Source organism: Desulfonema magnum (genome assembly GCF_017377395.1).
Lineage (GTDB): Bacteria > Desulfobacterota > Desulfobacteria > Desulfobacterales > 4be13 > Desulfonema_C > Desulfonema_C magnum.
In genome coordinates, this window is sequence record NZ_CP061800.1 from 6,313,365 (window position 1) to 6,338,781 (window position 25,417).

Here is a 25,417-nt window from a genome sequence, read left to right on the forward strand (position 1 = left end):
ATAAGTTTTCTGCCGATTATAACGGAGTTAGGGGATGCCGGTAAAAAGCCCTGCAGGGGCGGGCATATTGTGATGGCAGGCAAACATGCCGCCCCGGCGGAGGACCTGCGAACCTGTTGCTGGAAATATGCCGCCTCTACAGGGCATGGTCGGCTCTCCCCTAAATCCGTTACAATCAGGTTTTCTGATATCTGCCCGGAAAAAACCGGGCTTTTCCCGGGATGATGCTCTCGCCTTCGCAGGAAAAAGCCGGGTTTATCCTCCGTTCACAGGAAAAGATATAAAAACGTTTGCTCATGTACTGATTAACACCTGACACTTATTTTTAATGACAAATGATGCATAATTTCATACCGTTTGGCGGAAATGAATTTCAAATCCCGGATATTGAGAGCGCCAGAATCGTGGTGCTGCCGCTTTGTTATGAAAACGCCCCTTCATACGGAACCGGCAGCGGAGAGGGGCCTTTTTATATTTTGAACGCATCTGCCCAGTTGGAGTGTCTGGATGAAGAATCACTTGTCAACTGGGGCCTTATGAATATTCATACGCTGCCCCCTCTTATTCCTTCAGATGACCCGGAGCAGGCTGTGAAGCAAATGAGAAGTGCAGCCGAAAATGTAATGAGACAAAACAAATTTCTTTTATCTCTGGGCGGTGATCATGCGATATCCATCGGGCCGATGATGGCCGCATCCGCGATTTATCCGGATGTGGGTGTACTTCAGATTGATGCCCATCTCGACCTCAGAGACGAATGGAACGGGAGCAGGTATAATCACGCATGTGTAATGCGCAGGGTGGCCGAGGATATAAAACTTCCCATGGTTCAGGTGGGGATACGCTCCTTTTCACCGGAAGAAGCAGAATTTGTTAAAAAAAAGGGATTTAAGCCTTTTTATGCTCATGAGACCGATCCTTTGGATAATACTTGGATGGAACAGGTGGCAGATGCTTTGCCGGAAAAAGTTTACATGACCATTGATCTTGACGGACTTGACCCGTCCGTAATTCCGGGAACAGGAACGCCGGAACCCGGAGGACTTTCTTACAGACAGGTTGTCCGTCTGATAAAAGCGGTGGGCCGGAAAAAAAAGATTGTTGCAGCAGATATTAATGAACTTGCCAAAATCAAAGGCACTCAGGTATCTGAATTTACCGCTGCTAAAATTGCTACAAAAATATTTGTCTATTGTTTTGGAAACTTGAAACTTGAAACTTGAAACTGCCGGACGGGGTTTGTAACCTCGTCCGAAATGTTTTCCGATTATCAGCAAGGAAGGTTTCGGACGGAGTGTTTTTGCCTTTTGCCGGACGGGGGTTTTATGGACGAGATTTGCAACCACCAGCATCAGCGTGAGGATCATGGAGTCTGATGTTTTCCAACTTATAAACATCAGGCAGGATACGGGCATAGAAGGGTGAGCACGAGTTGTCGGTTGTTTAGAAAGAATATTTAAATCCCATATAAATTTTTCTCAATGGCTGAGGGGTTCGGGGGACGAGTACAGGGGAACCGTCAAAAGGAACCCCTGCATAGTGTTCTGTGTTGAACAAATTATCAACATTCAGATTTAATGACAGACTGTCATTAAGCTTATAAGCTAGATTCAGATAAGTGACAAACGCGCCGTCAAAAACATATGTCTCATCTCCGCCTTTTTCCGCATCTCCATACTTATAATTATTTTTGTCTGTGCTGACATCGGAATAATATCTGAGGGTCAGTCCTGCGATCCATCTCTCACCAGTATAACTTGAGTTCAGAGTGGCCTTATGGGCTGATATTTGGGGAATGTCGAATTCGTTATCTTCACCTGTGACATAAGAATAGGACAAACTGGTTAAAAATCGGTCTGTCTTATGCTTTAACGTAAGTTCTCCGCCTTTGCTTTCGATTTCTCCCTGGTTTCCGTTGTACTGAACATAACCCTGATCTTTTCTGTACGGGTTATAATAAGGATAATTATCCTCCTGGGCAGGGGCTTCGACCGGTCTGATAATATTTTTCATTTTGTTAAAAAACGCGGTTGCCTGAATAGCAAAATCTTTTCTGATGATGTACGACATATCCAAGGAATAATTTTCCAATTCTTCGGGTCTGATATTTTCATTGGGAATGTGCATAATAAAAGGGTTTGCAAAATTTTCATATCGGAAAAAATTAGAGGGCTGGATATACGCTGTTCCGTATAAAAATTTGACTGTCAGATTTTTAATGGGATCAAGAATCACTCCCAGTCGGGGATTCACAGTTTCTTTATAGATGGTATTATAATCGTATCGGATACCGCCGTCGAGCTTGAACATATCTGAAAATTTATATTCCGCCTGAACAAACAAACCCAGATTATTGAAGTTTCGCTCCCCAAAAACAGGTTGTTCAAATCCTAAGACACCAAAAGTATAACCATTAGGGTCAATAAAATCACGATAATCAATTTCCCGTTTGCCATCACTGTTAAATGGTTCTTCCAGATTTTTTGTTTTGGGAAAGGATACCACTTTTTCATAGGATACACCTGCCATAGCTGACATTTTCTCGGTAATATCCCAGTCCGCTTGTATTTCACCTTTCAAATAGGAAGAATAAGCATATTTATAAGCTGGGGTGCCGTCTGTTAAGTTGCCCTCATCATCCTTGCTGACAACAAAAAAATTCGTTGCAGGATTCAGTTCATAATCACCCGCCAAAAATGAGGTTCTTATATTCAGAGTGTTACTTGAATAAGATTCATGGTCAACATAAAAATGCCTCATATCCTGTCCCCATACAAAATCTTCCACATATGCATAGGTTTCAGGCAGAGATACAGCCGCGTTTGATTCTAATACATGCTGCCAGTCTCCTCCCATCGTGAATTTTTTATAGTGAAGCTTAAAAAACAGGTTCCAGTTTTTCACAGGATAGTCATTTTCAAGAAACCTGAGATTTCCCTGATAAGAGTGGACAGCAGCATACTCATCATAGTCTTCGTGAAGTTTTTGATCTTCTCCCCGGAACACTCGGGCAGATATTAAAAAATCGGTACTGTCATCTATTTTTTTACCAAAGGAAAGATTACTGGTATAAGCTCCGGTTGATATATAACCGGCGTTCAGCTCCGCGCCGTCATAATCTGCCCCGGTTTTGGTAATTAAATTGATAACACCGGCATAAGCGTCCGCTCCGTATAAACTGGAAGCCGGACCATAAACAATCTCAATTCGTTTGCAGATATTCAGGGGGATGTTGTGACCATATAAAAAACGTTCACCAGTGGCAGGGCTGTATCTATGACCATCTTGCAGAATGAGTATTTTCTGGTTTCCCAGGACGCCTCTCATGATCACAAGCGTTTTTAGTTCGCCCTGCACATTGTACGAGACATCTACACCTGGTAATGCCCTGAAAATGTCTTTTAAATCCTTCCAGCCATAGGCTTCAATCTGGTCCTGAGTAATTGAAATAATCGTTGCCGGTGCCTCGGAAATTTTTTGGGCTTTTTTGGAAGCAGTCACAACGTCTCCGGCGTATGCTTCCGCATGAACCCATTTTAATTCTGCGTCTAATTCATCTTCTGTGGTTTGGTTGATCTCTTCTGCAAACCCGCAGGTGATGTGGATGAGGATAATTACCAACAATATAAAACTGGGGCGTCTAAATTCACTCCGATTTCTTGACTGCTTTTTGGACCATCCCTCTGACCTAAAAAAACTTTATCCGCATGCCGCCTCTGAAATCTTAATTTCCGGGAGCGATTCAGCTCGATTTTCCAACTCGGTCAGGGGGCCGGTTATTTTTTTACAATTACTTGAAATATTTATATTTATAATTTTTTTTGCTCGTTTTTCGGACTCCGGAATAAACTCAGAATTTTCTGCTGTTTTATCCGAGAGTATTTCAAGACTGCCAGGGTTTGCCAGGATTTTACGACGTTGTTTGGTTAAAGAAAATAAAGACTCTGAAAATTCTTGTTGCTCTCTGAGACTGATATTCATGACTCTTCGGGCATCTTCTCTGGTCAGTTCACCACACATGGCGGGCATGCGCAGAGCTATGCGATTGGCGTCTTTTATCTCTCCGGTTCCATGTTGCTTTGAAACTGCGAACAGAGACTCTATATTATCAGAAGTTATTGGCATTCCTATATTTTCTAATTTAAGCTCCTTGGCAATTATGATATGTTTGTCTAACCAATTAGTAAAACCTGTACGCACAGATGATCGCGGAGGAATGGCTTCAAGCAGCTTTTTACTTTCTTCATAAGTTTCCAGGTTAAGCCCCTTAGTTTTAAGTATTTTCTGGCATTCTGAAAGAGTACCTGAGTCGCGAAGAAAACATTCTATAAAATTTCTGCACCTCGGAATCTGATCAATGCCTGCTCGCAGCTTTGAAAGGACGGATCCCTTTGGGGCACGACCTCTCGGAGAATGTCTGAGCAACTGAGCCGCCCAATTCACCAGGCGGCGGAGGTTCATAAATCTTGATTTTGTTGAAACCTTCGGAGGTGCAAGACAGGCAAGAACAGTCTGTTTGAATTTTTTTGAAACTTTACCGACCGCAGAGATAAAGATATCAAACATCGGATGATTCTGATATTCATGTTTTAAAAGATTAGCGACAGTGTGTGATATATCGTCAATGCTGACACTGGGAAGGCCTTGTTCCGCCAAAAGCCTGGTAGCTTTGGCAAGGTCTGTTCCTCCGTCTTTGAGATATGCTACCGGCATTCCCCCGATACCGATAACTTTTTTCAAAAAATCAGCTATGGCCTCACCAGTCCAGGATACTGCTACTGAAACAGCAACGCAGTTTACATCTTTAAGAGTAGGAGCGGTTTCATTCAAATCATGATGGTTAGCATTCAATGACAGCAAAGTAAGAATTTTACCTTTTCCTAAGGCAATACTGATATCTATTATATAAACAAAGCCGTTGGAAAACGGATTGCTGTTAATTTCAGCCCCGCGCAGCGGGACGGCATTTCGGAGTCTTGCTACGGATAATCGGGTGACCCAGTTAATAATTGTCTGAACACATGGGACTTTTGTTATTCCCAAGTAATCAGCAAGAACTCTGAGAACTCTCGGTACCGCTCGGAAACTTATATGAGCAACTATAAAAAGCTTCAAACAAATATAGATAAGTTCTTCTTTGTTGTGAACAGGCTGAGTATTTTTCTGACGTTCTTTTTCCAGTTGTTTTCTGGCTTCATCGGCATCTTTCTTGTATTTATCACGCTCTTTTTTAATACGGCGCTTTTCTTTTTCATGATAACGTGCATTCTTGCCACGTTCAATCGCTTTTTTCTTCCAGTTATCTCTGCTTTTTATCAATTTGGACTTTGAACTCATAATAATCCTCGTAATTTTATTAATATTGACATAATAGTATGGTAAATATGTTAAAATAACAATCAAACTATATATTATCAAGATGAATCTATAATTGATTACATGAAGAGGTCCAAATTGTAGTTAAAAAAATTAAGCCAAAAAGGCTGTTTTTAGACGCCCCAATATAAAACCCATATGTTTGTTTTTCACATCTGTCATCCTATTTTTAAGTTATCACTCGATAATCAAGTTTTTCTGATTATAACGGATTTAGGGGAGGGCCGACCGGTCCCTGTGGGGGCCGCATATTTGTAGCAGTAGCGAATATGCCGCCCCCGCGGGGCTTGGCCGGCGACTGCGAACCTGTTGCTAAAATATGCCGCCCTTACAAGGCTTGGCCGTCCCCATATGCATCAGGCTAAGATTACAACCTACTGTTTTTATTAACTCTGATTTTGCCGGACGGGGTTTGCAACCCCGTCCGGAATATTTTCCGGATCGCCGCCTGCAAACGTTTCGGACGGGGTTGCAAACCCCGTCCGGCAGCCGTCCCGCATTCTTAGCCTGATGCATATGTTGGCCGTCCCTCCTTTAAATTCGTTATAATCATAATAAATCAAGTGCTTATAAATTTTTGTCCTGTAGTATGATTCGATAATCAAATTTTTTTCTGTCATTCTTGCGAAAGCAGGAATCCACTGCTCACGGAACAGCGGCATCGGCCCAAAAAAGAACAAAAAAAGTCGGACATTGGGTTTTAGAATCGTTGGCAATGAACATTTCGGACAGGATTGCAATCCCCATTTTGTTGCAGCGAATGTAAAAAAATATTTTCCAATCTTCAGTCTCACGATAATCAAACGGCGAATCAGAGAAAAGGAGTGCGAAAATTATATTTTCGCATCTCCGCTGTTTTATTTAACCTTTTCTCAGCATTTCCAATGCTTCTTTTGCAGTCAGATTTTCATGCACAATCGCACAGGCTGCTTTTACAAACAGACTCGGGTTTTTATGCTGAAAAACATTTCTCCCGATAGACAATCCTTTTGCCCCTGCCTGCATGGCATCTTCTATGGTTTTGAACATTTCCTCCTCGTTTAGTTTGCTTCCCCCTGCAATCAGGATCGGGGCCGGACAGCCTTCGACAACTTTTGCAAAAGAATCCGGATCTCCGGTATAATTGGTTTTTACAAAATCCGCCCCCAGTTCCGCTCCGATCCTTGCGGCAATTTTTACAACTTCCACATCTTTCTCATCTTTGATCTTTTCGCCCCTCGGATACATCATTGCAATCAGCGGCATTCCCCAGTAGCTGCATTCAATGGCGACTTTCCCGAAATCCTCCAGCATCTCCGCTTCGTTATAGTCACCGACATTGATATGTATCGAAACCCCGTCAGCCCCCATTCGCAAAGCATTTTCAACCGTGTTCACCAAAACTTTCTTATTGGGCCTGGGGGAAAGTGTGCTGGATGCGGAAAGATGAAGAATCAGCCCGATATCTTTTCCATATTTTCTGTGTCCGTACCTCGGAAGACCAATATGCCCGAGAACCGCATTTGCCCCGCCTTCGGCAACCATGTCCACGGTCTCTGACATATCTACCAACCCTTTGATCGGTCCCACACTCACTCCGTGATCCATAGGAACAATAACGCTTTTGCCGGTGTTCCTGTTCATAAGTCTTTCCATTCTGACTGCTTTTCCGATACTGACAAACATTTTTTTTCTCCATTGGTTAAAATCGTTAATTAAATTTTATAAACTTGCTGTTATGACAATGGGTGTTGCAAAGATAGTAAGAGAACGATTTGAGTTTATTCTTGTCTCCAAAAAACTTCAGGTCTCATCTCATCTGGATTTATTGTTTGTTAATTTGCATCGTTGTTATCTCAGAATTCGGCCGCGCCTATATGACCGAACAAATTGGTGAGTATAAATTTGCCTCAATTAAATATCTTTGCAAAATTTGTTTAAACAATTGTACAATTCTCTGAAAAAGGGACATTTTTGAGCGACCTTACTAGGAACAATGCGTTGGACAAGTTTAGGCGTGTGATATTTTTTGGAATAATGTTTCAGAGGCTTCTCCAATCTTAATGATTCTGAATAAACAGCGTCAATGATCACTTGGGACAGCTTTTCTTTACACGATTTTTTGTTCTGATCATACTCGGAGAAAGATTCCGGGTTATCAAAAGGCACATTGTACTTTTGACTCAGCTTATGCCGTAAGCCTTCATGGAATTTCCGAAAATCAATGTCAGGCGCAAAGGTATTTTCCCAATCTGCAATGATCCAGGATTCCAGTTCTGGTGCGGCAAAAGCGATAAACCGTTTTATACGGGCTGCTTTGCCAACACTGTCAATCGCCTCAGAGAACATTTCTTTTTGCTTATCCGCGTCCTTACAGTCCAAGTCGTCCAGCACAAGAATAAGATCACAACTTCCAGATCGCAGAGCGATATTCAACCTGTATTTAATCTGACTTGCAAAACTTTTACCGGTCTGACCGGGAGCATCAATTTTTTTACCCGGTTTAGGCCCCCGCTTGATTCTTGCAGGAGTTATTCTTTCGAAATGACAGTGAGGAAAGTGCTTTCGAAGAAATGGGACAAGTCCATCAATCTCAGATTCTCCGCCACCCGCAAACAGCCACACTACCATGGCCATCCTCCCACTGCATGATCACCGACCCGGTACAAATCTCCCAATTCCCATCCTTCCTCAATTTTAACTTTCAGTTCCTCTTCCGGTAATCTTCTGGGAACAAAATGTTTTTTCCCGTCATACTCAAAACAGAGAACATCTTTATACCTGTCAGTAAAATGATCCAACAGATCCGGGCTGTGCGTGGCAATGATAATCTGGGTTCTTTCAGATGCTGTTTTAATCCATTCAGCCAGTGTTTTCATCCAAGAGGGATGCAGCCCTGTTTCCGGTTCGTCCATGACCAGCAGAGAGGGCAGCACTGGAGAGTGCAAAACAATGGCCCAGCACAGCATTCTTACGGAGCCGTCTGATATATCATTCAGATAAAAACACTCGTTCATTCCTTCCATGTACCATTCCACAGTCAGCCTTAAACGGCCGGAACGAACAGCTCTTATTTTTCTCGTCAGGGGCAAAATATTTTTCATTGCATCATTGATTCTTTCATCAAAATCAAAATCCTTCTGCGTCAGATTATCCAGGACCAGAGGCAGGTTCTCACCCGAGGAAGAAAGAAAGATATCAGCCGGGCCGATCTTCGGCTCTGAATTACGAATATCTTTTAGATTCATATCATTGGCATTGTAAAAACGCCATCCGGATATGATATCCGTCATTTGCCGCCGCACTTTGTAAACGGGCGTGTCTTCAGGAGAAAAAAGACTGAATTCCAGCAGTTCCGGAATCGAACTTAATGTCAGCCTGTTTACCGGAACATCATGCAACTTCTCAAACCGACTGCTTCTTCGGTCTGCATCATTATAGATGGTAACAACTCCGGCACCGCTCTCAGGTTCATGTGCCTTATAATAGCAAAACGGAGAAGTTTCGCCAAGAGCAGGTTGGGAATCACAAAGGATTTCACGTCTGACTATCGGATTGGTGTTTGCTCCTTTTAACATGATATCTAATTCAAGTTTAATCTCTCTTCGGATCACTTCAACAGCATTGAACTCAAATTCAAAACTGACGGTTGCAGGTGCCTGAACCGTGGCATCCAGAATTTTATGATCTCCCAGTTCAATGACTGCTTCTTCAAAATCGGTAACACCTCTTCCCTCATCAGAATTGGATATCAGGCAGTTTCTCATAAATTTGAGAAGCGCAATTAAATTGCTCTTTCCTGAACCGTTCGGGCCGATAAGCACGTTTAAGTTGTTTAAGGGAAGATGGTTTTCAATTTTGATATTTTTAAAATTCTTCAGTATCAGCTTTGAGAGCATCAGAGATGTATTCATAAAACAAACCTTTCATTTTTCCGGAACCGCCTGAAACCTCTCCTTTGGCGGATTAAAATACCCATATATCAGTTTGGGAAAAGCCTTGTGAATCTGTTTAAGCGCATTTTTCATGCTCATGGGGCTGCCGTGTTCTGTGACGCTGTTCATGACTTTCCAATATCTGAGGGGATCAAAATTCAGGTTCCGCCACTGAATCATGTTTATGGGATATTCACGAAGAAACGCGAGCAATGCGCTGACTTCTTCCGGTGTGTCAGTAAACCCCGGACAGTTCAGATAATTTACAGACACGAATTTCCCCCGGCGGATCGCCATATCAATCCCTTTCACAACATCTGAAAAATGGTATCCGTTTGGGCGAAAATAGGCATTATAACATTTTTCTCTGACGCTGTTCATGCTGATACGCATACTGTCAAGCCCCGCGTCAAACAGTTTTTCCAGAATATCCGGCCGGCTTCCGTTTGTGTTCATATTAATCGTGCCGTTTTTTGTTTTGCCGCGTATGATGCGGATGGCCGGTTCAATGACATCCGCAGCTAACAGCGGATCCCCTTCGCAGCCCTGGCCAAAGCTGACCACACTTTTTTTGACGCTTCTGATATGCTCAAGTGCCACTTCCGCAATTTCTTCAGGAGACGGCGTGAACGCAATTCGATCCTGACTGTTTGGGATTTCATCCCCCTTTTGAAAAGAAATACAGCCCAGACATCTGGCATTACAACGCTGAGATGTGGGCAGCGGTGCCTCATATCTTTTCAAAAAGAAATTCTTTCCCGCGGGACATCCATACGTCAGCGCGCATTTCTCAAGATGCTGTCTCAGTCTGTTGGACGGCATTTTTTTTCTCATTTTACGCACACCCGCGACCACCTTTTCCCGTCGCATCAGCCTGAGGTCCTGGCGTTTCTCACTGTCCACAAGAATCACGGCGCTTCTGAATTTTCCCTTGTGCCATCCGACCGCTCCGTAGGAAAAAAGGGGAAGAAATCCCGCGCCGTTGTTTTCCTCATACGCGCTCACATATGAAAGCACATATCCGGGAGAATTAAACGCTGCCACCGGAAATATCGCCTCCCCGGGGACATAAGGATTCTCCGCCAGTGTCTCAAATCTGTTCATATCCATGTTGTACAGCACAGGGAGTCTGTCGGGCAGGAACATCAGTTCTCCGCCATAAGGCATATTTACAGTGTTCTTGTGCGTGAGAAGCGCAAGGGAGGAACCGGCCATACCTGAGGCCGCGTAACCTTCCAGTTCGAAAATTTCACCGTTTGGGTTTGCAACAACTGCTGTTATCATAATTATCTGTCAGAAGGGCCAGAAGCCGCTGTCCTTTTCCTTATTTTTGAGGATTTCATTTTTTCTTTGTGTGAGTTTGTCGTGCCAGTCTTTGATAAGTTTGTCCCCGATATATTTGTCAATCAGAGAGATATCCTCATTCTTATGACTCAGGGCATTCATGAGTCCCTTATAATATCCCTCGGAGACTTTTTCGATTCTCATGGGATAAATTATCAGATTTACAGGTTCTTTTTCTCCCACTTCAAACTGATTTTTATATTTGCCTTTATTCGGGGCGATAAAGAAGGATTGTTTTGCAAAGCCTCTTTTTGAGTCATCCTTTGCTTCCCACGATTCGTCATCATATGCGGATGCTTTCCCATATTCGCCGCTCCACGCCGCTGCCATGCGTACAAAATATCGGTTATCTGAAGTGTTCCTGACCTCATAAACAGCCTTGTAACCATACACATCTTCTTTGTATCTGTTTCCCGGATTTGGCGATTTTCCGCCGCTGTCATCATCCGGATTGTCAGTGTCATCGCTGACAAACCTTTCACCGATCTTTCCATATTTGAAAGAATGGCTGACAGAGAGTTCGTGCAATGCCAAAAAATTTTTGGATATCCAGGATTTTTCTATGATTTCAGGATAGTATAACAGTCGTCTCAGGAGCTGATAATATGTATTCTTGTTCAGAGCAATATTATTCGGACGGATTGTTTCCAAAAAATTCTGATATTTTTCCTCATCTTTATAGGCAATATCATATTTATAAACGTGCCGGTCATCCGTGGCAAATATTGTATGCTTATGTGCTGTCAGACTTTCGCCTTTGGCTTCAATTTTTTTTATTAATTTTAAGGTGTTAAAATCATAAAACAAGAGACCTTTGTTATGCCGCAGTGCGAGAATCAGCAGTTCGTCTCTGTGATTCGCCAGTATTCTCTTTGAAGTGACAATCAGGTCCTCAATGGATTTTTCTGCCTTAATCTTTTTAATGAGCTTCTCATTTTCCAGATTTCTGACGGCAAATCTGTTGTTTTTATATTCAACCATGTATTTTTTATAAAAAAAGACAATGGAATTGTTCAGGGCTTTCGGATAGGTTTTCAGCAGATTCTGCCCTTCAATATCCCATACAAAAACCGTCTTTTCTCCCACACCGATTAATTTGTCATGAATGATTCTGATTCCTGTTATACATTCTTTCTTGTTCCAGTCCGCGTTGTCTTGGTTTGCAGAATAGTTCCCTGAAAATTCCAGCGTGTCGTAATCCCACGCGTTAATCACCTCTCCGCATGAACTGATGTATAATGTGTTTCCCTCAACCTCGATGGACCCCACATAATGCCCGGCACCGAGTTTTATGGTTCTGACTTCATTTATATCTGTATCCCATATCACTGCCGCGTCAACATCTTTGTCTGATCCGCCTGATATGACCGTGTTTCCGAAAATTTTTCTCACACCGCCGGCGTATTTCGCATAAGCCTCATTTTTTAATTTGTCTGAAAATCTGAGGGTGTCAGGATCAAAAATATAAATTTCCCCGTTCGCGGCATTTTCAAATATCCACACTTTGTTATTCACGATGTAAGGACGACTGTAATATACCCCCGGAAGTTTATATTTTATCATGTTTTTATTATTGGCTTCAAATATAAACCCGATCTCAGTCCACATCTCCAATTTCACATAGATTTCAAAAGGAATATCATAAATACTGAGTACCCCCCTGTTTACCGCATTTCTCAGTTTTTCTCTTTTTTTGAGATTCTCTTTTGTCAGTTCCGCGTAAGATATTCCGGCTGCTCCCCATATGAAAAACGGGGGCAGCATAAATAAAAAAACGATCAGAGTAATGGAAAGCTTTCGTAACATTTTCTCCTTTATCCTATTTCTGTCCGTAAATGACAAAGCTGTTTGAAATAAATCTGTCTGTAATGTTCTGTTTTACAGGCAGACGGGTACTCCGAGACACAAATATGTACACACAGGCAAAGACAAGGCATGCCTTGTCTCTGCCCCCCTTTTTTTTGTGTCTTGGTGTACTACAGATCACCTAAAAGCAGTTTCTGATATTCTTCCTTAGCTTTTTTTACCAGAAATTGACAGGCTTTGTTATTTTTATATTTATTAATAAATAGTTCCAATTTTCTCAGGGTCGGATGTTTTAGTATTGCTTCCAGTTCCTTTTGCACGGCCGCGACTTTTCCTCCCCTGATGACTTTCGGAGGAACAATTTCCGGCTGCTGATATCTGATTTCCGGCTGCCGGGATTCAGTTCCCATCTGCCGGGATTCAGTTCCCGTCTGTGTGGCGGGTCCGGGCGTATCCGGTTTCCGGGAAAGCCCTGTCTTACTGCTGATTTCCCGAAGATATCCATGCAATAGCGGAATTGTCTTTTTTATCTGCTTTGCATATTGTGAACTTATCCACCCCCTGTCCGTCTGAATCCATCCGTCTCTTACAACCCTGGCAAAAACTCTGTCCCCCTTGATATATTTCCCGATGATTTCCGCAGTTGTGGAATTACCGGCTCTGATATTCAGATCACTGACCATGATAAGATAACAATGATGACCAAAACTTGAATATTTTTCCATAAATTGCTGCATATCTTTCACAGACCCGGAAGTTCTGATTTTACCATAATCTCTTCTCACAACTGCTTCAAACAGTTGCTCTGCCTCTGACACATAATGCCCATTTGAGAATTCGGAAAAATAAGCGTCAAAAACAGTCACGTCATCATCATTTCGGTGATTTTTTATTCTATTTAACAGGTTGTACTCTTTAGCCAGTTTGTAAAGCTCCATTTTGCTATATGTGCCTGAAGCCATTTCATAAGTTAAAAAATAGGGGGTCGCGCCATTCTCCAGCAACACTTTGAATGCTTCATAATTTTCATAATCAAACGCGTACCACAAGGCGGATTTTCCATCATGATCTTTCCGATTAACATCTTCACCACTTAATAACAAGTTTTTGATCAATATGATATTATTCGACTTTGCCGCGGCAAACAATGGTGGCAAAGACGCTTTAAGGGGAGATCGTCTTATCTGATCAAAAGCTTCATCGGGGAGCGTCTGAGAAGACGTTGCACAGCCTGAGCAGATAAGCAGAAACAAAATGAACGCGGGTAATAATTTTTTTTGATACATAAAAACAACTCCGTCAATGCAGGTAAATTTTTAACGTGATCCGATAATCGTAACCTCAATTTTTCTTTTCCTCGGATGGTTGTCATGATTTATCACAACCACCTGCTGCCATGTTCCCAGAGCCAGTTTGCCTTTTCGGATGGGAAGGGATATGGAAGGTCCGAGAAGGGCCGCCTGGACATGGCTGTGCCCGTTTCCGTCATGCCAGGCTTTTTCATGTTCATATTCCTGATCCGGGGGCGCGATTTTGTTAATGGCTCTTTTCAGGTCTTCCACGACTCCCGGCTCATATTCAATTGTTGTCAGTGATCCTGTCGAACCGATGACTGTGGCGTTCAGATTGCCATCTGTCACTTGCGATTCTGCAATGAACACTTTCAATAAATCTGTTATGTCCTTAATGTCAATCCCAATTTTTGTCTGAACTTCTGTTGTACCCAGATATATCAATGGTGAGTTCATATTATCCATCCTTTGATTGTTAGTCGCTGTTGTTTACATTACACCGCATTTGCTTTTTGCTTTGCTTCTTGCCACAGCACATCAAAAACAAATTCCTGATATTGTTTTTTAAAATCAGAATCATCCATGAATTTTTTATAAACACCTGTATGCGTAAACATCAGCATCTGTATCAGTTCCAGTATCTTATCATCTGATGTGATCTTTGCATTATCTTTGTCAGAATTTTTTATGGATTGCAATGTTTCCAGGTCTGCTCTCAATTTATCCGGTATCTGCCCCGTCAGAATTTGTTCTGCCTCTCTTGCATCAACCCCCTCTCCCCAGTCAATATTGCCAACTCTTTTATTAAATTCTGAAATAATGCTTTCAAGCGTGTCATATTCATGTTCTGATTTGCCAGCACCGGTACTGACAGGTATCGGTTCAATGATATTTCCGTCTTCATCCGGAGATATGTTTGTGGTGCCAAGTTTGTGAATCCGGTAACTGTCCATATCCACAGCTTCCAGAATATTTTCAACGGGTTCGTCATTTTCCACTTTCAGTTTCGGAACCAGATGTTTTAAAAAAAGCCAGAGTTTTTCCCAATACGGATTATTAAAATCAAGGAGTTTGGAAAGGTAAGCATAAGTTCGGACAAAGGATTTGGCATCTGATTTGAATTTTATCTGTTCTTCCTGTTCAAGCTTCTGCTCAAAGTCGCTTGCAACCCTGTCAATAATCGAATCTAAAAGGCTTCTTTCCGATTTTGAATAAAAGCGTTTGAAAAACCGGTCAATATCATCATCACAATAAAGCTGTTTTTTATCCAAATCCTCCTGCAAGTCATTCAGCTTGTTCACATCGGTTTCCCGGCTGAGAACGGTTGTGGTGTGAAACGGTGCAAAAGCTTCCTGTATGTCCTCGGCATTGTTGAAAAAGTCCAGAACAAAGGTGTCGGTTTTATGGGGGTTGCAAGCTCGGTTTAATCTGGAAAGAGTTTGGACTGCCTGAACACCGGAGAGTTCTTTGTCAACATACATGGTATGCAGCAATGGCTGGTCAAAACCGGTCTGAAATTTGTTTGCCACAATCAGAAATCGGTATGGCTCTTTTTTAAACTGTTTCGGAATGTCGTTATTTCCGTCAGGAAAACTGTTCATATCTGCTTCGCTTAACTCTTCTCCGGTTTTGTAATGGGCTTTTTTGCCGGAAAAAGCCACAATGGCTTTGTAAGGCGAACGGATTTCTCTGAGGTAAGCGTCAAACGCGTCTTTGTATTTCATGGTTGCTTCTATTGACTTTGTAACCACCATTGCCCTGGCGCTTCCGTTGATTAGCTGACGGACATTTTCATTGAAATGGTCAATCATAATGCGTGATTTTTCCGCAATTGCCAGTTCATTGCCCTCCACAAAATTTTTCAGTTTTTTATAAGCTTTCTGGGTCTCATAGATGCTGTCGCGTGTAATCTTGTTGCCCCGGGGCGTGGTGCCTTTTTCCCGGATTTTGTAATAAGATTTATAAGTTGTATAATTTTGCAACACGTCAAGGATGAATTCCTCCTGAATTGCCTGTTTCATGGAATAAGTGTGAAATGCTTTGAATGTGCCGTCTGTCTGTTTGCAACCGAATGTTTCAAGGGTTTTGTTTTTCGGGGTTGCTGTGAACGCAAAGTAGGAAGCGTTTTTAAGCATCCTGCGGCTTTCAATCAGGTGATTGACCAAATCCTCAGTGCTGATATTGCCTTCTTCGTCTTTATCAAGTTCCAAAATATTGTGGTCTGAAAAAAAAGCGTTCATGCTTGCCGCAGCCAGTCCGCTCTGGCTGCTGTGCGCTTCGTCAATAAGAAAGGCGATATTTTTTGCAGGCATCTCCTGCACAGCTTTAATAACCCAGGGAAAGGTCTGCACGGTGCAGATAATGATTCTTTTGTTGTTTTCCAGTGCCAGCCGCATATGGGTTGTTTTGGAAAAAGAGGTTTCACACGGATCCAATGCTCTGATATCCGAGGCATTGCCGGTGACGGCTTCCACAATTTTTTTCACCTGAGCAAAGGCTTTGATATTTTCTCTTATCTGTGCGTCAAGCACGGTGCGGTCTGTGACAACCACGATGCTGTCAAAGATCGGGTGAATATTGCTCTGATCATATAAGCCTGTGAGCTGATGGGCAAGCCATGTGATGGAGTTTGATTTTCCGGAACCTGCTGAATGCTGGATAAGATAGCGGTTTCCCACGCTGTTTTTTTTGGCATGGGCAAGCAGTTTTCGAACCACGGTCAGCTGATGATACCGGGGAAATATGAGTTTCTTTTTTGTTTTTTTGGTGTCCGGGTCTTTTTCTGTCAATACCTGTGCATATTTTTCAATGATGTTGCCAAGGCTTTCTTTGCTAAAAATATCTTCCCAGAGATAGGCTGTTTTCAAGCCTTCCGGGTTGACCGGATTGCCTGCCCCGAAAGGCGCAAAAGCCGTGCCGTCATTCAGACCTTTGTTAAACGGCATAAAAAAAGTGTTTTTGCCGTTTAAATGTGTGGTCATAAAAACAAGGTCCGTATCCGCGGCAAAATGCACGAGACAACGGGAAAAATGGAAAATTTTGTCTTTGGGATTGCGATCATGCTTGTATTGCCGGATGGCGTTTTTTACTGCCTGATGCGTGTACGCGTTTTTCAGTTCAAGGGTGATGATGGGCAGTCCGTTCAGGAAGATGACCAGATCAAGGCGGTTTTTGTTATCGGCCGTGTAATACAATTCCTGTGTTACGGAAAAAATATTGGCTTCATAGCGTTGCTGATCTTTTATATTGTGGAGTGAATTGGGTTTGGGATAAAAAAGGTCAATGGTTTTGTCAAAGTATTTCAACCCTTTTCGCAGCACTTCCACAATGCCGTTTTTTTGGATTTTGCTGTCAAGTCGGCTGAAAAATGAGCGTTCACCTTTTTTTCGGATAAAGTCATAGCTGTGCGGCTGGCTGTTTTGAACAAACGCTGAAAGACCAGCTCTGCTGACGCAGAATTCACGGTCAAAGTCATTGGATTTTGTTTCAATATAACCCTGCTTTTCAACCAGTTCCTTGACGATAAGCTTTTGAAAACCTTTTTCTGATGTGTCAGATGTCTTCATATCCCTCCGGTAAAATTTTCAGCTCCTGTTTTACAGTGTCTGGCATTTTGGATATTTTTTTCATTCTCAATTCTCAATTCTGTTTTTTCAGTATCAGTTCCAAGGCTTTTTTTTTGATTTGCGACTCATCCACTTTCCGGGCAAGCTCGGTCTCGTCAAAAGCCCCTCCGAATGCTTCAAGCGACGCATATTTCAAAGATGCCTGGTAACTTTCCTCCACTGATTCTTTCAGTTCATCTTCAGTCAGATAGTAACCGCCGGCTTTCCTTCTTTTATTTGTTTTTTCAATCTGGCGCAAAGCATTATGAACAGAGGCTTCCCAGGAGCGGGTTGTTCTTTTTTCCGCATGTTTTTTGATAAGATGAATAAGCAGAACATCCAGAAAACTTTCAATTTTATTGATTTTGTCTTCCCTGCTCATTTCCTCCATTTCTCCCAGTAAAACCAACGCGTCCGCATAACGCCCCTCCTCAATATGAGTTCTGAGTTCAAATAGCTCTTCCATTTTGTTTTATCCCCGAAATGAATTTTGATATAAGCCGTCTAAATCCGTTAATTTTTTTTCGCCCATTTTTTTGTCTGTTTTCGACTGCCCTTCGACAAACTCAGTGCGCAGGTTGGTCATGCCGTTCCCTGAGCTTGTCGAAGGGAATGGCATCAAAAAGCCTCAGTCAAAACCGAGAAGCTCTCTGTTTGTGATGGAGAACCGTTCATCCAGATAGTATGCAATTGCCCCGGCAAGAACTGTCTCTGCTTCTTCCCGGGTATAGTTCAATTTTTGCGTCAGATCGGAACCGCATTTTTGTAATCTCCATTCAATCATTTCAGCCGTCTGACGGATGAGGAAATAAAGGTTGTCAAAAAAATCACCATGTTCTTCAAGCTGTTGCTCAGAGGCGGGACGCTCAGATTTTTTCCTAAAAAATTTTTTTGCATATTCTTTGACATCATCCAATTTTGTAAATCTGTACTGCTCACTACTAGGCCGGCTGTGTATTTTATCAAGTTTTTCCTGAATTTCTTTTCTTTTTCCAAAGCCGCTGCTTTTTTAGTATGTCAATAAAGATGGTGCTGAATAAGGAGGGTTCTCCGGCTTTTATTTCCAGCTTCTCAAGCATTTCTCTCAGGATCAGCCCGAACCGTTCTTTTTCATTATCAATGGAAATCGCACATATTCCCATTTCTATCAGAGAACGATTGAGCTCTGAGTCCCAGGAATCAGAATAATCTTTGCTTTCGCCATGTTCTGAAAAATGTATCAACATCTTTGCGGGTCTGAAAGTCAGTCCGTCCCTCTCTCTTCTCAGTTCAAACTGAATGCCGGCATCAGGCTTATTTGTCAGATATTCTCGAACCAGGAAAACTGCCGGATGTTCGCTTTCTGTTGCAGACGGTTGAAAATATTTGTCAAGTTCGGACATAATCACCTCCGATTATTTGATTTTTAATATTTACAGGCGGCTTTGAGCGAGTCAAGTACAAATATTGCCAAGATGCAAACCAATTGACAATTTTCAAATATTCCGTCCCGTAGGGATTCTTGAAAGCAGCCCGGCAATTCATTGCCTGGACCGGTAAGTCCCCCGATATTCCGTCCCGTAGGGACGCTTGAGAAAATCCCGTTTTTTTCAAGCGTCCCTATGGGACGCATTATATTTGAGAGATTCCGCTCCCGGCAATGAATTGCCGGGCTATTTTCAGATGTCCCTACGGGACAATTATCAATTGCCAATTGTCAATTGTCCATTATCAATTATCAATTATCAATTGCCAATTATCAATTATCAATTATTTTCACCCGCCCCGTGACAACATGATAAATCAGGCTTTGCAGATATTCTTTGACAAGGGTTATTTCTTTTTCGGCTTTATCAATGGCTTGGTCTATTTTGGCGGCTTGGGTTTCGATGTGGGTGACGATTTGTTGCTGTTCTTCTTTTGTGGGGACAATACACTCAATTTCTTTAAGTTTTTCCCTTGTCAGATGTGCAATGCTTACCTGGTTGACAATTGCTTTGAAAACTCCAGTGTGACCAATAGAATAAAAATAATACAAGTAGAATTTATTATAGTTGTTTTTGTCAATTGTTACCTTATGAACAGAGTTCTGGATGTAGCACTCTTCAATTTCATTTTCCCAAATACATGTTTTGCCAACCTCGCCACCTTCACTTAACAACAAATCGCCTTTTTCAACCTTATATAACTTCAGTTCATGATTTGAAAACCACATTTTGTCAATGTTTGTGGCAATAACATTTATCCATCCAATATTTTTTGATTTAAGATAATGCTTATAGTGATAACCGCCTAAGTCATTGCTGCATAACATTTTTCCCAAAACAATTTTGCCGATGAACTTCAACTTCCTCACTTCCCAATGCGCCGGAATCTCCCCAAGCCATTCAACACCGCTGTCTTTCATTGGCGCATCAGGATTCAAGCCTTTGGTGACAGCTTTATTGATGATGGCTTTTTTCTGCTCTTCTAAGAGTTCAATAACCCGTGTCTGCTTTTCAATAAAGGTATTCGCCTGTTCAGTTTTGCGGTTGAGAAAATCGGCGATTACCTTTTGCTCAGAAACTGGTGGCAGGGGCATTATAGAATTTCTGAACTTTGAATAATCAATATTCTGTCCCTGCCGTATTCCAGTTACATAGATATTTAAATTTTCAATCAGCCCTTTGGATTTGAATAAAAACTTGAAATATTGACCATCAACCATCTTTTTTGGAATCATTATTGTATATGCAGGGCTGATAATTCCACGATAATGTGCAATCTCTATTCCACCTTGAAAAGAGCGAAGGCTTATAACAAAATCACCTTTTTCAACAAGTTTCAGATTTTGTAAATCATTAACAGCTACAACTGTTCTATTCTCATACATTTCTTTAGGCACTACGCCTTTTGTTTGGGTAGCTGCAAGCAGAGGTTCTTGTGGATATCCTTTTTGACTACGTTCCTTAAAAAGATGTTTTATTTTGGTAGGTTGCCAATACGTCGGAATCTTCCCAAGCCACTCAACACCGCTATCCTTATACTTTTTATAAGGCTTCAAACGAATATTCATTATCAATTTTCCATTATCAATTATCAATTATCAATTCCAAAAGTCCTTCTGTTTCTTCCTGCAACTTTGCTATATCTGCGACAATCTCTTCCAGACTCCTCGGAGGTTCATATTGATAGAAATACCGGGTAAATGAAATTTCATAGCCTTTCACGGTTTTGCTATGATCTATCCACGCATCCGGAACATATGGCAGCACTTCCCGCTTGAAATATTTCTCAATATCCTCATACAAAGGAATCTGCTCACTGTCTCTCAGATCGCTGTCCGACTCATAAACAACAGTGCCATCTTTCTCAGTCTTTTTGATAACGGCTTCGGCTTCCTCATCTTTCCAAGTTACTGCATTGAAAATCATCTTTTTTTCCGAAGCAGTCAGTTTGATTTTAAGCAATTTTAAAGCCTCATTCACATCATGCTGAAACAGATTAAAATTGCTGTATTCCCTGTTGCCCATTTCTTCAAAAAGCATCAGGGCGATTTTCATCATTTTTCTCTGTGTTTCCCAGAACTTTCGGTCAAAGAGCTTCTTTTTGTTGGCAGGGCTGATCTTTGTTTCATTCTTCTCCAGCCACTTCTCAATATCTGCTTTAAACGCTTTTAAGCCCTCATAAACCTTGTCTCCGAATTTGCCGTAAACCCATTGCATCTCATCCTGAAGGGATTTATGAAAACGCAGACCCTCAGCCGCTTCCTGCGTGATATTTGCCTTTAGCCGCAAAGGGCGGTCAACAGTTATTTTCCAGTAGCCAAAATCATCATTGTCAAATATTTTGGAAATCTCTGTTTCCTTAAAATCAAGATATATCTGGGTAACTGAGTTTATCTGTTCTTTGGTTAGTTCGCAATTTTTTTGCCCCAGATTTTTCCGCAGCTTCTGATAAATATCAATCGCATTGATCAGCTGAACCTTGCCCCTGCGATGTGCCTCTTTTTTATTTGAAACTATCCAGACATAAGTGGGAATGCCGGTATTGTAAAAGATGTTTTTCGGCAGGGCAATAATACATTCCAGCAAATCCCCCTCAATAATCATCTGGCGGATATTGCTCGTTCCCTGTCCCGCATCGCCGGTAAAAAGTGCGGACCCGTTATGAACCGTGGCAATGCGGCTGCCCATGTCTGTATTCTTTTTCATTTTGGAAATCATATTGACCAGGAACAACAACTGCCCGTCATCAATGGACGGCAGCCCCACCTGAAACCGGGGGTCTTTGATGATTTCCTTACTCTTTTTGCCCCTGTCTCTGACAATGGCATCTTCATCAATCTTCCATGCTTTGCCATATGGGGGATTGGAGAGCATAAAATCAAATGCTTTGCCAAAAAAGCCGTCATTGGAAAGGGTTGAGCCATAAACAACATTTTCAGACAGATTCTCCTTTGGTTTGGCCTTTATCAGCATATCGCCGGTGCAAATTGCCCATGTTTCCGGGTTGACTTCCTGCCCGAACAAAGAAAAATCGCATTTGTTTTCAGTAATTTTTTTTGCATATTTTTCCGCCTCGGTCAGCATTCCTCCGGAACCGCAGGCAGGATCGTAAATGCTGAAGCGGGCGCGTTCTTTTTCGCGTAATTTGTCTTTTACCGGTTCAAAAAGAATCTGGGTCATCAGGCGGATGATTTCTCTCGGTGTAAAATGCTCTCCGGCCTCCTCGTTATTCTCCTCATTGAATTTTCGGATCAGCTCTTCAAACACATACCCCATGCCCAGATTGCTCAGACCCGGAAGTTTTTCACCCCTGGCATTGATGACATCATTGGGACTCAGGTTGATGCTGTTTGAGGTCAGCTTTTCAATCAGACCGTAAGTAATGCCCGCGTCCTTCATGGTTTCCAACTGATTTCTGACTTTGAACTTGCTGATGATTTCCTGAACATTGGGACTGAACCCGTCAAGATATGTTTCCAAATTGGTGTCAGTTTTATCAGGGTCGGACAGCAGAGAAACAAAGGGATATTCTGAGTCTTTCGGACCATTCATGCCCATTGTAAACGATGATGTATTGTAAAACGGATAACCGGATATTTTAGTAAGACCTATTTTGTCATCAATCTTATTTTCAATCATAAACTGGTTGGCTTTAAGCACTTTTTCTTTGCCGGGTTCCAGTAAGACATCTATTCTGCGTAAAACAGTAAAAGGAAGAATGATATCCCTGTATTTTCCCCTTACAAAGACATCCCGGAGGACATCATCGGCAATTCCCCATATAAAACTTACGATCTGATTGTGAACCTTATGATTCATTTATGCACTTTCCTAATTTGTGATTTGTCCTTTGGCTATTATGATTTATCCCTGTGAAGTTTATCTCGCCTTTGATTTTACATAGCTTTCCAAATCATTAAGCAGTTGTTTTTGTTTATTATCAACATTCTGATTTTCTCTGATATCCATGATTTCTGCAAGAACGTCCTTAAAATTACCGTATGGCTTTCCTCTGTAATCAATCAATGCTTTTTTGTCATCATATATGTGATCATATAAATGACGTTCAAATTTTTCTAAAAATACCTTTGGCGTATATGAAGGATAATTGCGGCAAAAAATTCGAATCGCCAATCTTTTCATTTCAGGGTTCGTAAAGCGATCTGCAAGTTTAAGCTTGTCTGATAAAGAAGCTGTATGAAAATCACGACATAAACTTTCATCTGTCTTATCAGGAAATCCCATTTGATAAAGTGCCGCATCAACATCCAAATCAGGAATTATCGGATATTCATATTCGCGGTAATAGCGAATAATATCTTGTAATATATCATCATGTTTCCGGAACCAATTTTTATTTTTTTCAACACATGCCAGACGTTCCTCATCTAAATTTTTTAAAAAGCGATTCTCCGGTGCAAGCAACAAATTTGATTCTCCGTATTTTTTACGAACTACCCAGGTTTTTTCTGGTATTGTTTCAGTTGTCGTTTCTCTTAAATCTGGCAAATCAAGTCTCAACCAAAGCGTCTGATTTGAATAAGGAACAGAATCTCCTATATAAAGCACAGGAATTTGATATTTTTGCTCTGAACCATAGTTTGTACCGACCATTAACCCCCAAATTTCTTTTCTTCCATCATGGTCGAAAAAATATGGTAAGTTAGTGATACGTTTCTTATCCTCATTTTTTATGAAATAACCAATTAAATAATTCCACATTTTTTGTTCTTTAGCCAATATTTTCGCCAGTTCAATTGTTGCTTCAACATCAACCAGGGCATCATGAGCCTGTCCCGTAACAAGCTGATTCTCCCGGCTGACATGCTCTAATTTCAAAGTCGGTTTTCCATTAATTTCAGGCCATTTTAATACATTGTTTTGAAATAAATAATACATGGTTACGACAGGGAGCATATCCATTCGGTAGCAGCCATTTTTAAACTGATGCGTATAAACAGGCAGAAGATTTCGATGAAAAGAAAAACGCAAAAATTTGTCATCAAAATTAAACGAATTATATCCGATACTTATTGTGTTCGGCTGATTAAATAAGGTATGAATTTTTGTAACCGCCTCAAATTCGCATATGCCATTCATGGTGTCAGGGACAGAAATTCTGTTGGTAATGTTTGCCTGAGCCGAGTAAACCACATCCGGTCGTAATTGTACAAATGTTGAATATCGTTCAATTTCATTAAACTGCATATCTGTACGAATTGCGGCAAACTGCAGAATCTGATCAAAACATATGTTTAACCCGGTTGTTTCCAAGTCATAGAAAAGATAAGACTTCATTTTTTTCTCCATAATTTTACATGTAGCATATGAAAACGAATGACAAGGCTTCTGATCTCGTTCCCATGTAAGGGAACTCGAAATAGGTTCAGGAGAATGCAGGGTGGGTGTAGCGAAGCGAAACCCACCATCTGCGTTGTCTGTCCATAAATTTTCCGGCATTTTTTTCCGATCCGGAGTGCGAAAATAAAATTTTCGCACTCCGGATTCTCATTCTGTTCAGATTACACCAGATTTTTTTCATCTGGTTCGTCATTTTTCACTTTCAGTTTCGAAATCAGATGTTTTAAAAAAGCCGGATGTAATAAAAAAGGGAAACCCGCCAAGGTTCCCCTTTTTCAAAAAGCACAAGCTCAGATCAGGAAAAATTCTCTGGTTCCCGACAAATCTCTCGGACATTTTTCCAGTCGCTATTTGTATTCATAGCACACCATAAGTCATACTTTTTCTGTAAATTCAGCCACAGGTCCGGTGTTGTACCGAAAGCCTGAGACAGTCGCAGAGCCATTTCCGGCGTAACAGATTTTCGCTCATTGACAATGGCGGACACCGCTTTTCTGGAAACGCGGAGCGATTCAGCCAGCCCAGTAATCGTCAGGGACAAAGGACCAATATACATATTTCGTATGATACGCCCAGGATGTGCGGGCTTTCTTTGCATGTTCATAACTTTTTAATCTTCTGCTACCCCGAACATCAAAGAATGTAATGAATTATCAAACTGTTGAACTCGTTTTGCAAGGGATTGGCACATAAAATTATTACATTCTTTGGTGTCCACGGTAATATAATATCCGGTTCAGCCTGCGCTTTCCCTCCCAAAAAAGGCAGGCTGCCGATTCTAATGATAATTCAAATAATCTACAACATGAGCATCGCCATTTTCAAATCTGAAAGTAATACGCCATGCTCCGGATACTTTAACTACCCATATGTTATCTTTTTTGGGCAACAACGGGTGTAAGTCAGATCCGGGGAAATTGATGTCTCTGATCTCGGATGCGGCATCAATTAGATCCAAAATATCAGCGATCCTGTCCGCATATTTGGACTGAATACCTTTTTTAATCCCCTTGTAAAAAAAATTCTCCAACCCCTTGTGACTGAATGACCTGATCAAGGTCCTAGCCTCGGATTCTTCCGGGAGGTAACAAAAGAATCATAACAGCCCTCCTTCGAAGTTTGTTTATCAATGAACCAACAAATTGTAACCTCTACGGTTACAATTTGAATCAAAAAATAATACGATAAAAGAATGTTGTCAAGTTAAAACTCTCACAGCGAATCATAAATACGAGAAGAAGTGAAATCTCAAC

Annotated in this window: 19 protein-coding genes; 1 reads left to right on the forward strand and 18 read right to left on the reverse strand. The window is 41.5% G+C overall.

What is annotated here, in order from left to right; all coding sequences use genetic code 11:
* Window positions 1–335 precede the first annotated feature (335 nt).
* On the forward strand, window positions 336–1,223 hold the full coding sequence (speB, locus tag dnm_RS24075; RefSeq protein ID WP_207679432.1) for an agmatinase: 888 nt from the start codon (window positions 336–338) through the stop codon (window positions 1,221–1,223).
* Window positions 1,224–1,443: 220 nt separating this feature from the next.
* On the opposite strand, the gene dnm_RS24080 is transcribed toward speB, so the two are convergent.
* The 18 genes from dnm_RS24080 to dnm_RS24165 form a co-directional block, all read right to left on the reverse strand.
* Window positions 1,444–3,624, reverse strand: a complete 2,181-nt coding sequence (locus dnm_RS24080) for a TonB-dependent receptor plug domain-containing protein (RefSeq protein ID WP_207679433.1) — start codon at window positions 3,622–3,624, stop codon at window positions 1,444–1,446.
* 75 nt (window positions 3,625–3,699) lie between these two features.
* Window positions 3,700–5,337 (reverse strand): hypothetical protein, encoded by a 1,638-nt coding sequence (locus dnm_RS24085; protein WP_207678195.1) that lies wholly within the window; start codon window positions 5,335–5,337, stop codon window positions 3,700–3,702.
* A 900-nt stretch (window positions 5,338–6,237) separates the two neighbouring features.
* The gene (locus dnm_RS24090; protein WP_207679434.1) at window positions 6,238–7,041 is read right to left on the reverse strand and encodes a 2-amino-3,7-dideoxy-D-threo-hept-6-ulosonate synthase; all 804 of its coding nucleotides are present in this window, start codon (window positions 7,039–7,041) and stop codon (window positions 6,238–6,240) included.
* 228 nt (window positions 7,042–7,269) lie between these two features.
* Window positions 7,270–7,986 (reverse strand): DUF4276 family protein, encoded by a 717-nt coding sequence (locus dnm_RS24095; protein ID WP_207679435.1) that lies wholly within the window; start codon window positions 7,984–7,986, stop codon window positions 7,270–7,272.
* Entirely contained in the window at window positions 7,980–9,269 is a 1,290-nt protein-coding gene (locus dnm_RS24100; RefSeq protein WP_207679436.1) for an AAA family ATPase, read from the reverse strand. Before dnm_RS24100 ends, dnm_RS24095 begins: the two co-directional genes overlap by 7 nt.
* 12 nt (window positions 9,270–9,281) lie before the next feature.
* The gene (locus tag dnm_RS24105; protein ID WP_207679437.1) at window positions 9,282–10,574 is read right to left on the reverse strand and encodes a radical SAM family protein; all 1,293 of its coding nucleotides are present in this window, start codon (window positions 10,572–10,574) and stop codon (window positions 9,282–9,284) included.
* A 9-nt stretch (window positions 10,575–10,583) separates the two neighbouring features.
* Window positions 10,584–12,440: a WD40 repeat domain-containing protein gene (locus dnm_RS24110; protein WP_207679438.1), complete on the reverse strand. Its 1,857-nt coding sequence runs from the start codon at window positions 12,438–12,440 to the stop codon at window positions 10,584–10,586.
* 170 nt (window positions 12,441–12,610) lie between these two features.
* Window positions 12,611–13,726: an ankyrin repeat domain-containing protein gene (locus dnm_RS24115; protein ID WP_207679439.1), complete on the reverse strand. Its 1,116-nt coding sequence runs from the start codon at window positions 13,724–13,726 to the stop codon at window positions 12,611–12,613.
* A 30-nt stretch (window positions 13,727–13,756) separates the two neighbouring features.
* Window positions 13,757–14,188, reverse strand: a complete 432-nt coding sequence (locus dnm_RS24120; protein WP_207679440.1) for a secondary thiamine-phosphate synthase enzyme YjbQ — start codon at window positions 14,186–14,188, stop codon at window positions 13,757–13,759.
* 38 nt (window positions 14,189–14,226) lie between these two features.
* Window positions 14,227–17,298 (reverse strand): type I restriction endonuclease subunit R, encoded by a 3,072-nt coding sequence (locus dnm_RS24125; protein ID WP_207679441.1) that lies wholly within the window; start codon window positions 17,296–17,298, stop codon window positions 14,227–14,229.
* Window positions 17,299–17,371: 73 nt separating this feature from the next.
* Entirely contained in the window at window positions 17,372–17,803 is a 432-nt protein-coding gene (locus tag dnm_RS24130) for a DUF29 family protein (protein WP_207679442.1), read from the reverse strand.
* A 162-nt stretch (window positions 17,804–17,965) separates the two neighbouring features.
* Entirely contained in the window at window positions 17,966–18,253 is a 288-nt protein-coding gene (locus dnm_RS24135) for a hypothetical protein (protein ID WP_207679443.1), read from the reverse strand.
* Between the two features lie 46 nt (window positions 18,254–18,299).
* Window positions 18,300–18,719, reverse strand: a complete 420-nt coding sequence (locus dnm_RS24140; RefSeq protein WP_207679444.1) for a hypothetical protein — start codon at window positions 18,717–18,719, stop codon at window positions 18,300–18,302.
* Window positions 18,720–19,075: 356 nt separating this feature from the next.
* Window positions 19,076–20,371, reverse strand: a complete 1,296-nt coding sequence (locus dnm_RS24145; protein ID WP_207679445.1) for a restriction endonuclease subunit S — start codon at window positions 20,369–20,371, stop codon at window positions 19,076–19,078.
* A gap of 16 nt (window positions 20,372–20,387) precedes the next feature.
* Entirely contained in the window at window positions 20,388–22,622 is a 2,235-nt protein-coding gene (locus dnm_RS24150) for a type I restriction-modification system subunit M (RefSeq protein ID WP_207679446.1), read from the reverse strand.
* A 60-nt stretch (window positions 22,623–22,682) separates the two neighbouring features.
* Window positions 22,683–24,302, reverse strand: a complete 1,620-nt coding sequence (gene sbcB / locus dnm_RS24155; protein ID WP_207679447.1) for an exodeoxyribonuclease I — start codon at window positions 24,300–24,302, stop codon at window positions 22,683–22,685.
* Between the two features lie 157 nt (window positions 24,303–24,459).
* Window positions 24,460–24,768, reverse strand: a complete 309-nt coding sequence (locus tag dnm_RS24160; RefSeq protein ID WP_207679448.1) for a HigA family addiction module antitoxin — start codon at window positions 24,766–24,768, stop codon at window positions 24,460–24,462.
* 174 nt (window positions 24,769–24,942) lie between these two features.
* A complete protein-coding gene (locus tag dnm_RS24165; protein ID WP_207679449.1) occupies window positions 24,943–25,221 on the reverse strand; it encodes a type II toxin-antitoxin system RelE/ParE family toxin in 279 nt (92 codons plus the stop codon).
* Window positions 25,222–25,417 lie beyond the last annotated feature (196 nt).

Coding starts and splice junctions, on each gene's coding strand:
- dnm_RS24105 (WP_207679437.1), bottom strand. CDS start 10,574: ATGATAACAGCAGTTGTTGCAAACCCAAACGGTGAAATTTTCGAACTG.
- dnm_RS24140 (WP_207679444.1), bottom strand. CDS start 18,719: ATGTCCGAACTTGACAAATATTTTCAACCGTCTGCAACAGAAAGCGAA.
- dnm_RS24125 (WP_207679441.1), bottom strand. CDS start 17,298: ATGAAGACATCTGACACATCAGAAAAAGGTTTTCAAAAGCTTATCGTC.
- speB (WP_207679432.1), top strand. CDS start 336: ATGATGCATAATTTCATACCGTTTGGCGGAAATGAATTTCAAATCCCG.
- dnm_RS24115 (WP_207679439.1), bottom strand. CDS start 13,726: ATGTATCAAAAAAAATTATTACCCGCGTTCATTTTGTTTCTGCTTATC.
- dnm_RS24130 (WP_207679442.1), bottom strand. CDS start 17,803: ATGGAAGAGCTATTTGAACTCAGAACTCATATTGAGGAGGGGCGTTAT.
- dnm_RS24095 (WP_207679435.1), bottom strand. CDS start 7,986: ATGGTAGTGTGGCTGTTTGCGGGTGGCGGAGAATCTGAGATTGATGGA.
- dnm_RS24150 (WP_207679446.1), bottom strand. CDS start 22,622: ATGAATCATAAGGTTCACAATCAGATCGTAAGTTTTATATGGGGAATT.
- dnm_RS24085 (WP_207678195.1), bottom strand. CDS start 5,337: ATGAGTTCAAAGTCCAAATTGATAAAAAGCAGAGATAACTGGAAGAAA.
- dnm_RS24160 (WP_207679448.1), bottom strand. CDS start 24,768: ATGAACATGCAAAGAAAGCCCGCACATCCTGGGCGTATCATACGAAAT.
- dnm_RS24145 (WP_207679445.1), bottom strand. CDS start 20,371: ATGAATATTCGTTTGAAGCCTTATAAAAAGTATAAGGATAGCGGTGTT.
- dnm_RS24100 (WP_207679436.1), bottom strand. CDS start 9,269: ATGAATACATCTCTGATGCTCTCAAAGCTGATACTGAAGAATTTTAAA.
- dnm_RS24120 (WP_207679440.1), bottom strand. CDS start 14,188: ATGAACTCACCATTGATATATCTGGGTACAACAGAAGTTCAGACAAAA.
- dnm_RS24090 (WP_207679434.1), bottom strand. CDS start 7,041: ATGTTTGTCAGTATCGGAAAAGCAGTCAGAATGGAAAGACTTATGAAC.
- dnm_RS24110 (WP_207679438.1), bottom strand. CDS start 12,440: ATGTTACGAAAGCTTTCCATTACTCTGATCGTTTTTTTATTTATGCTG.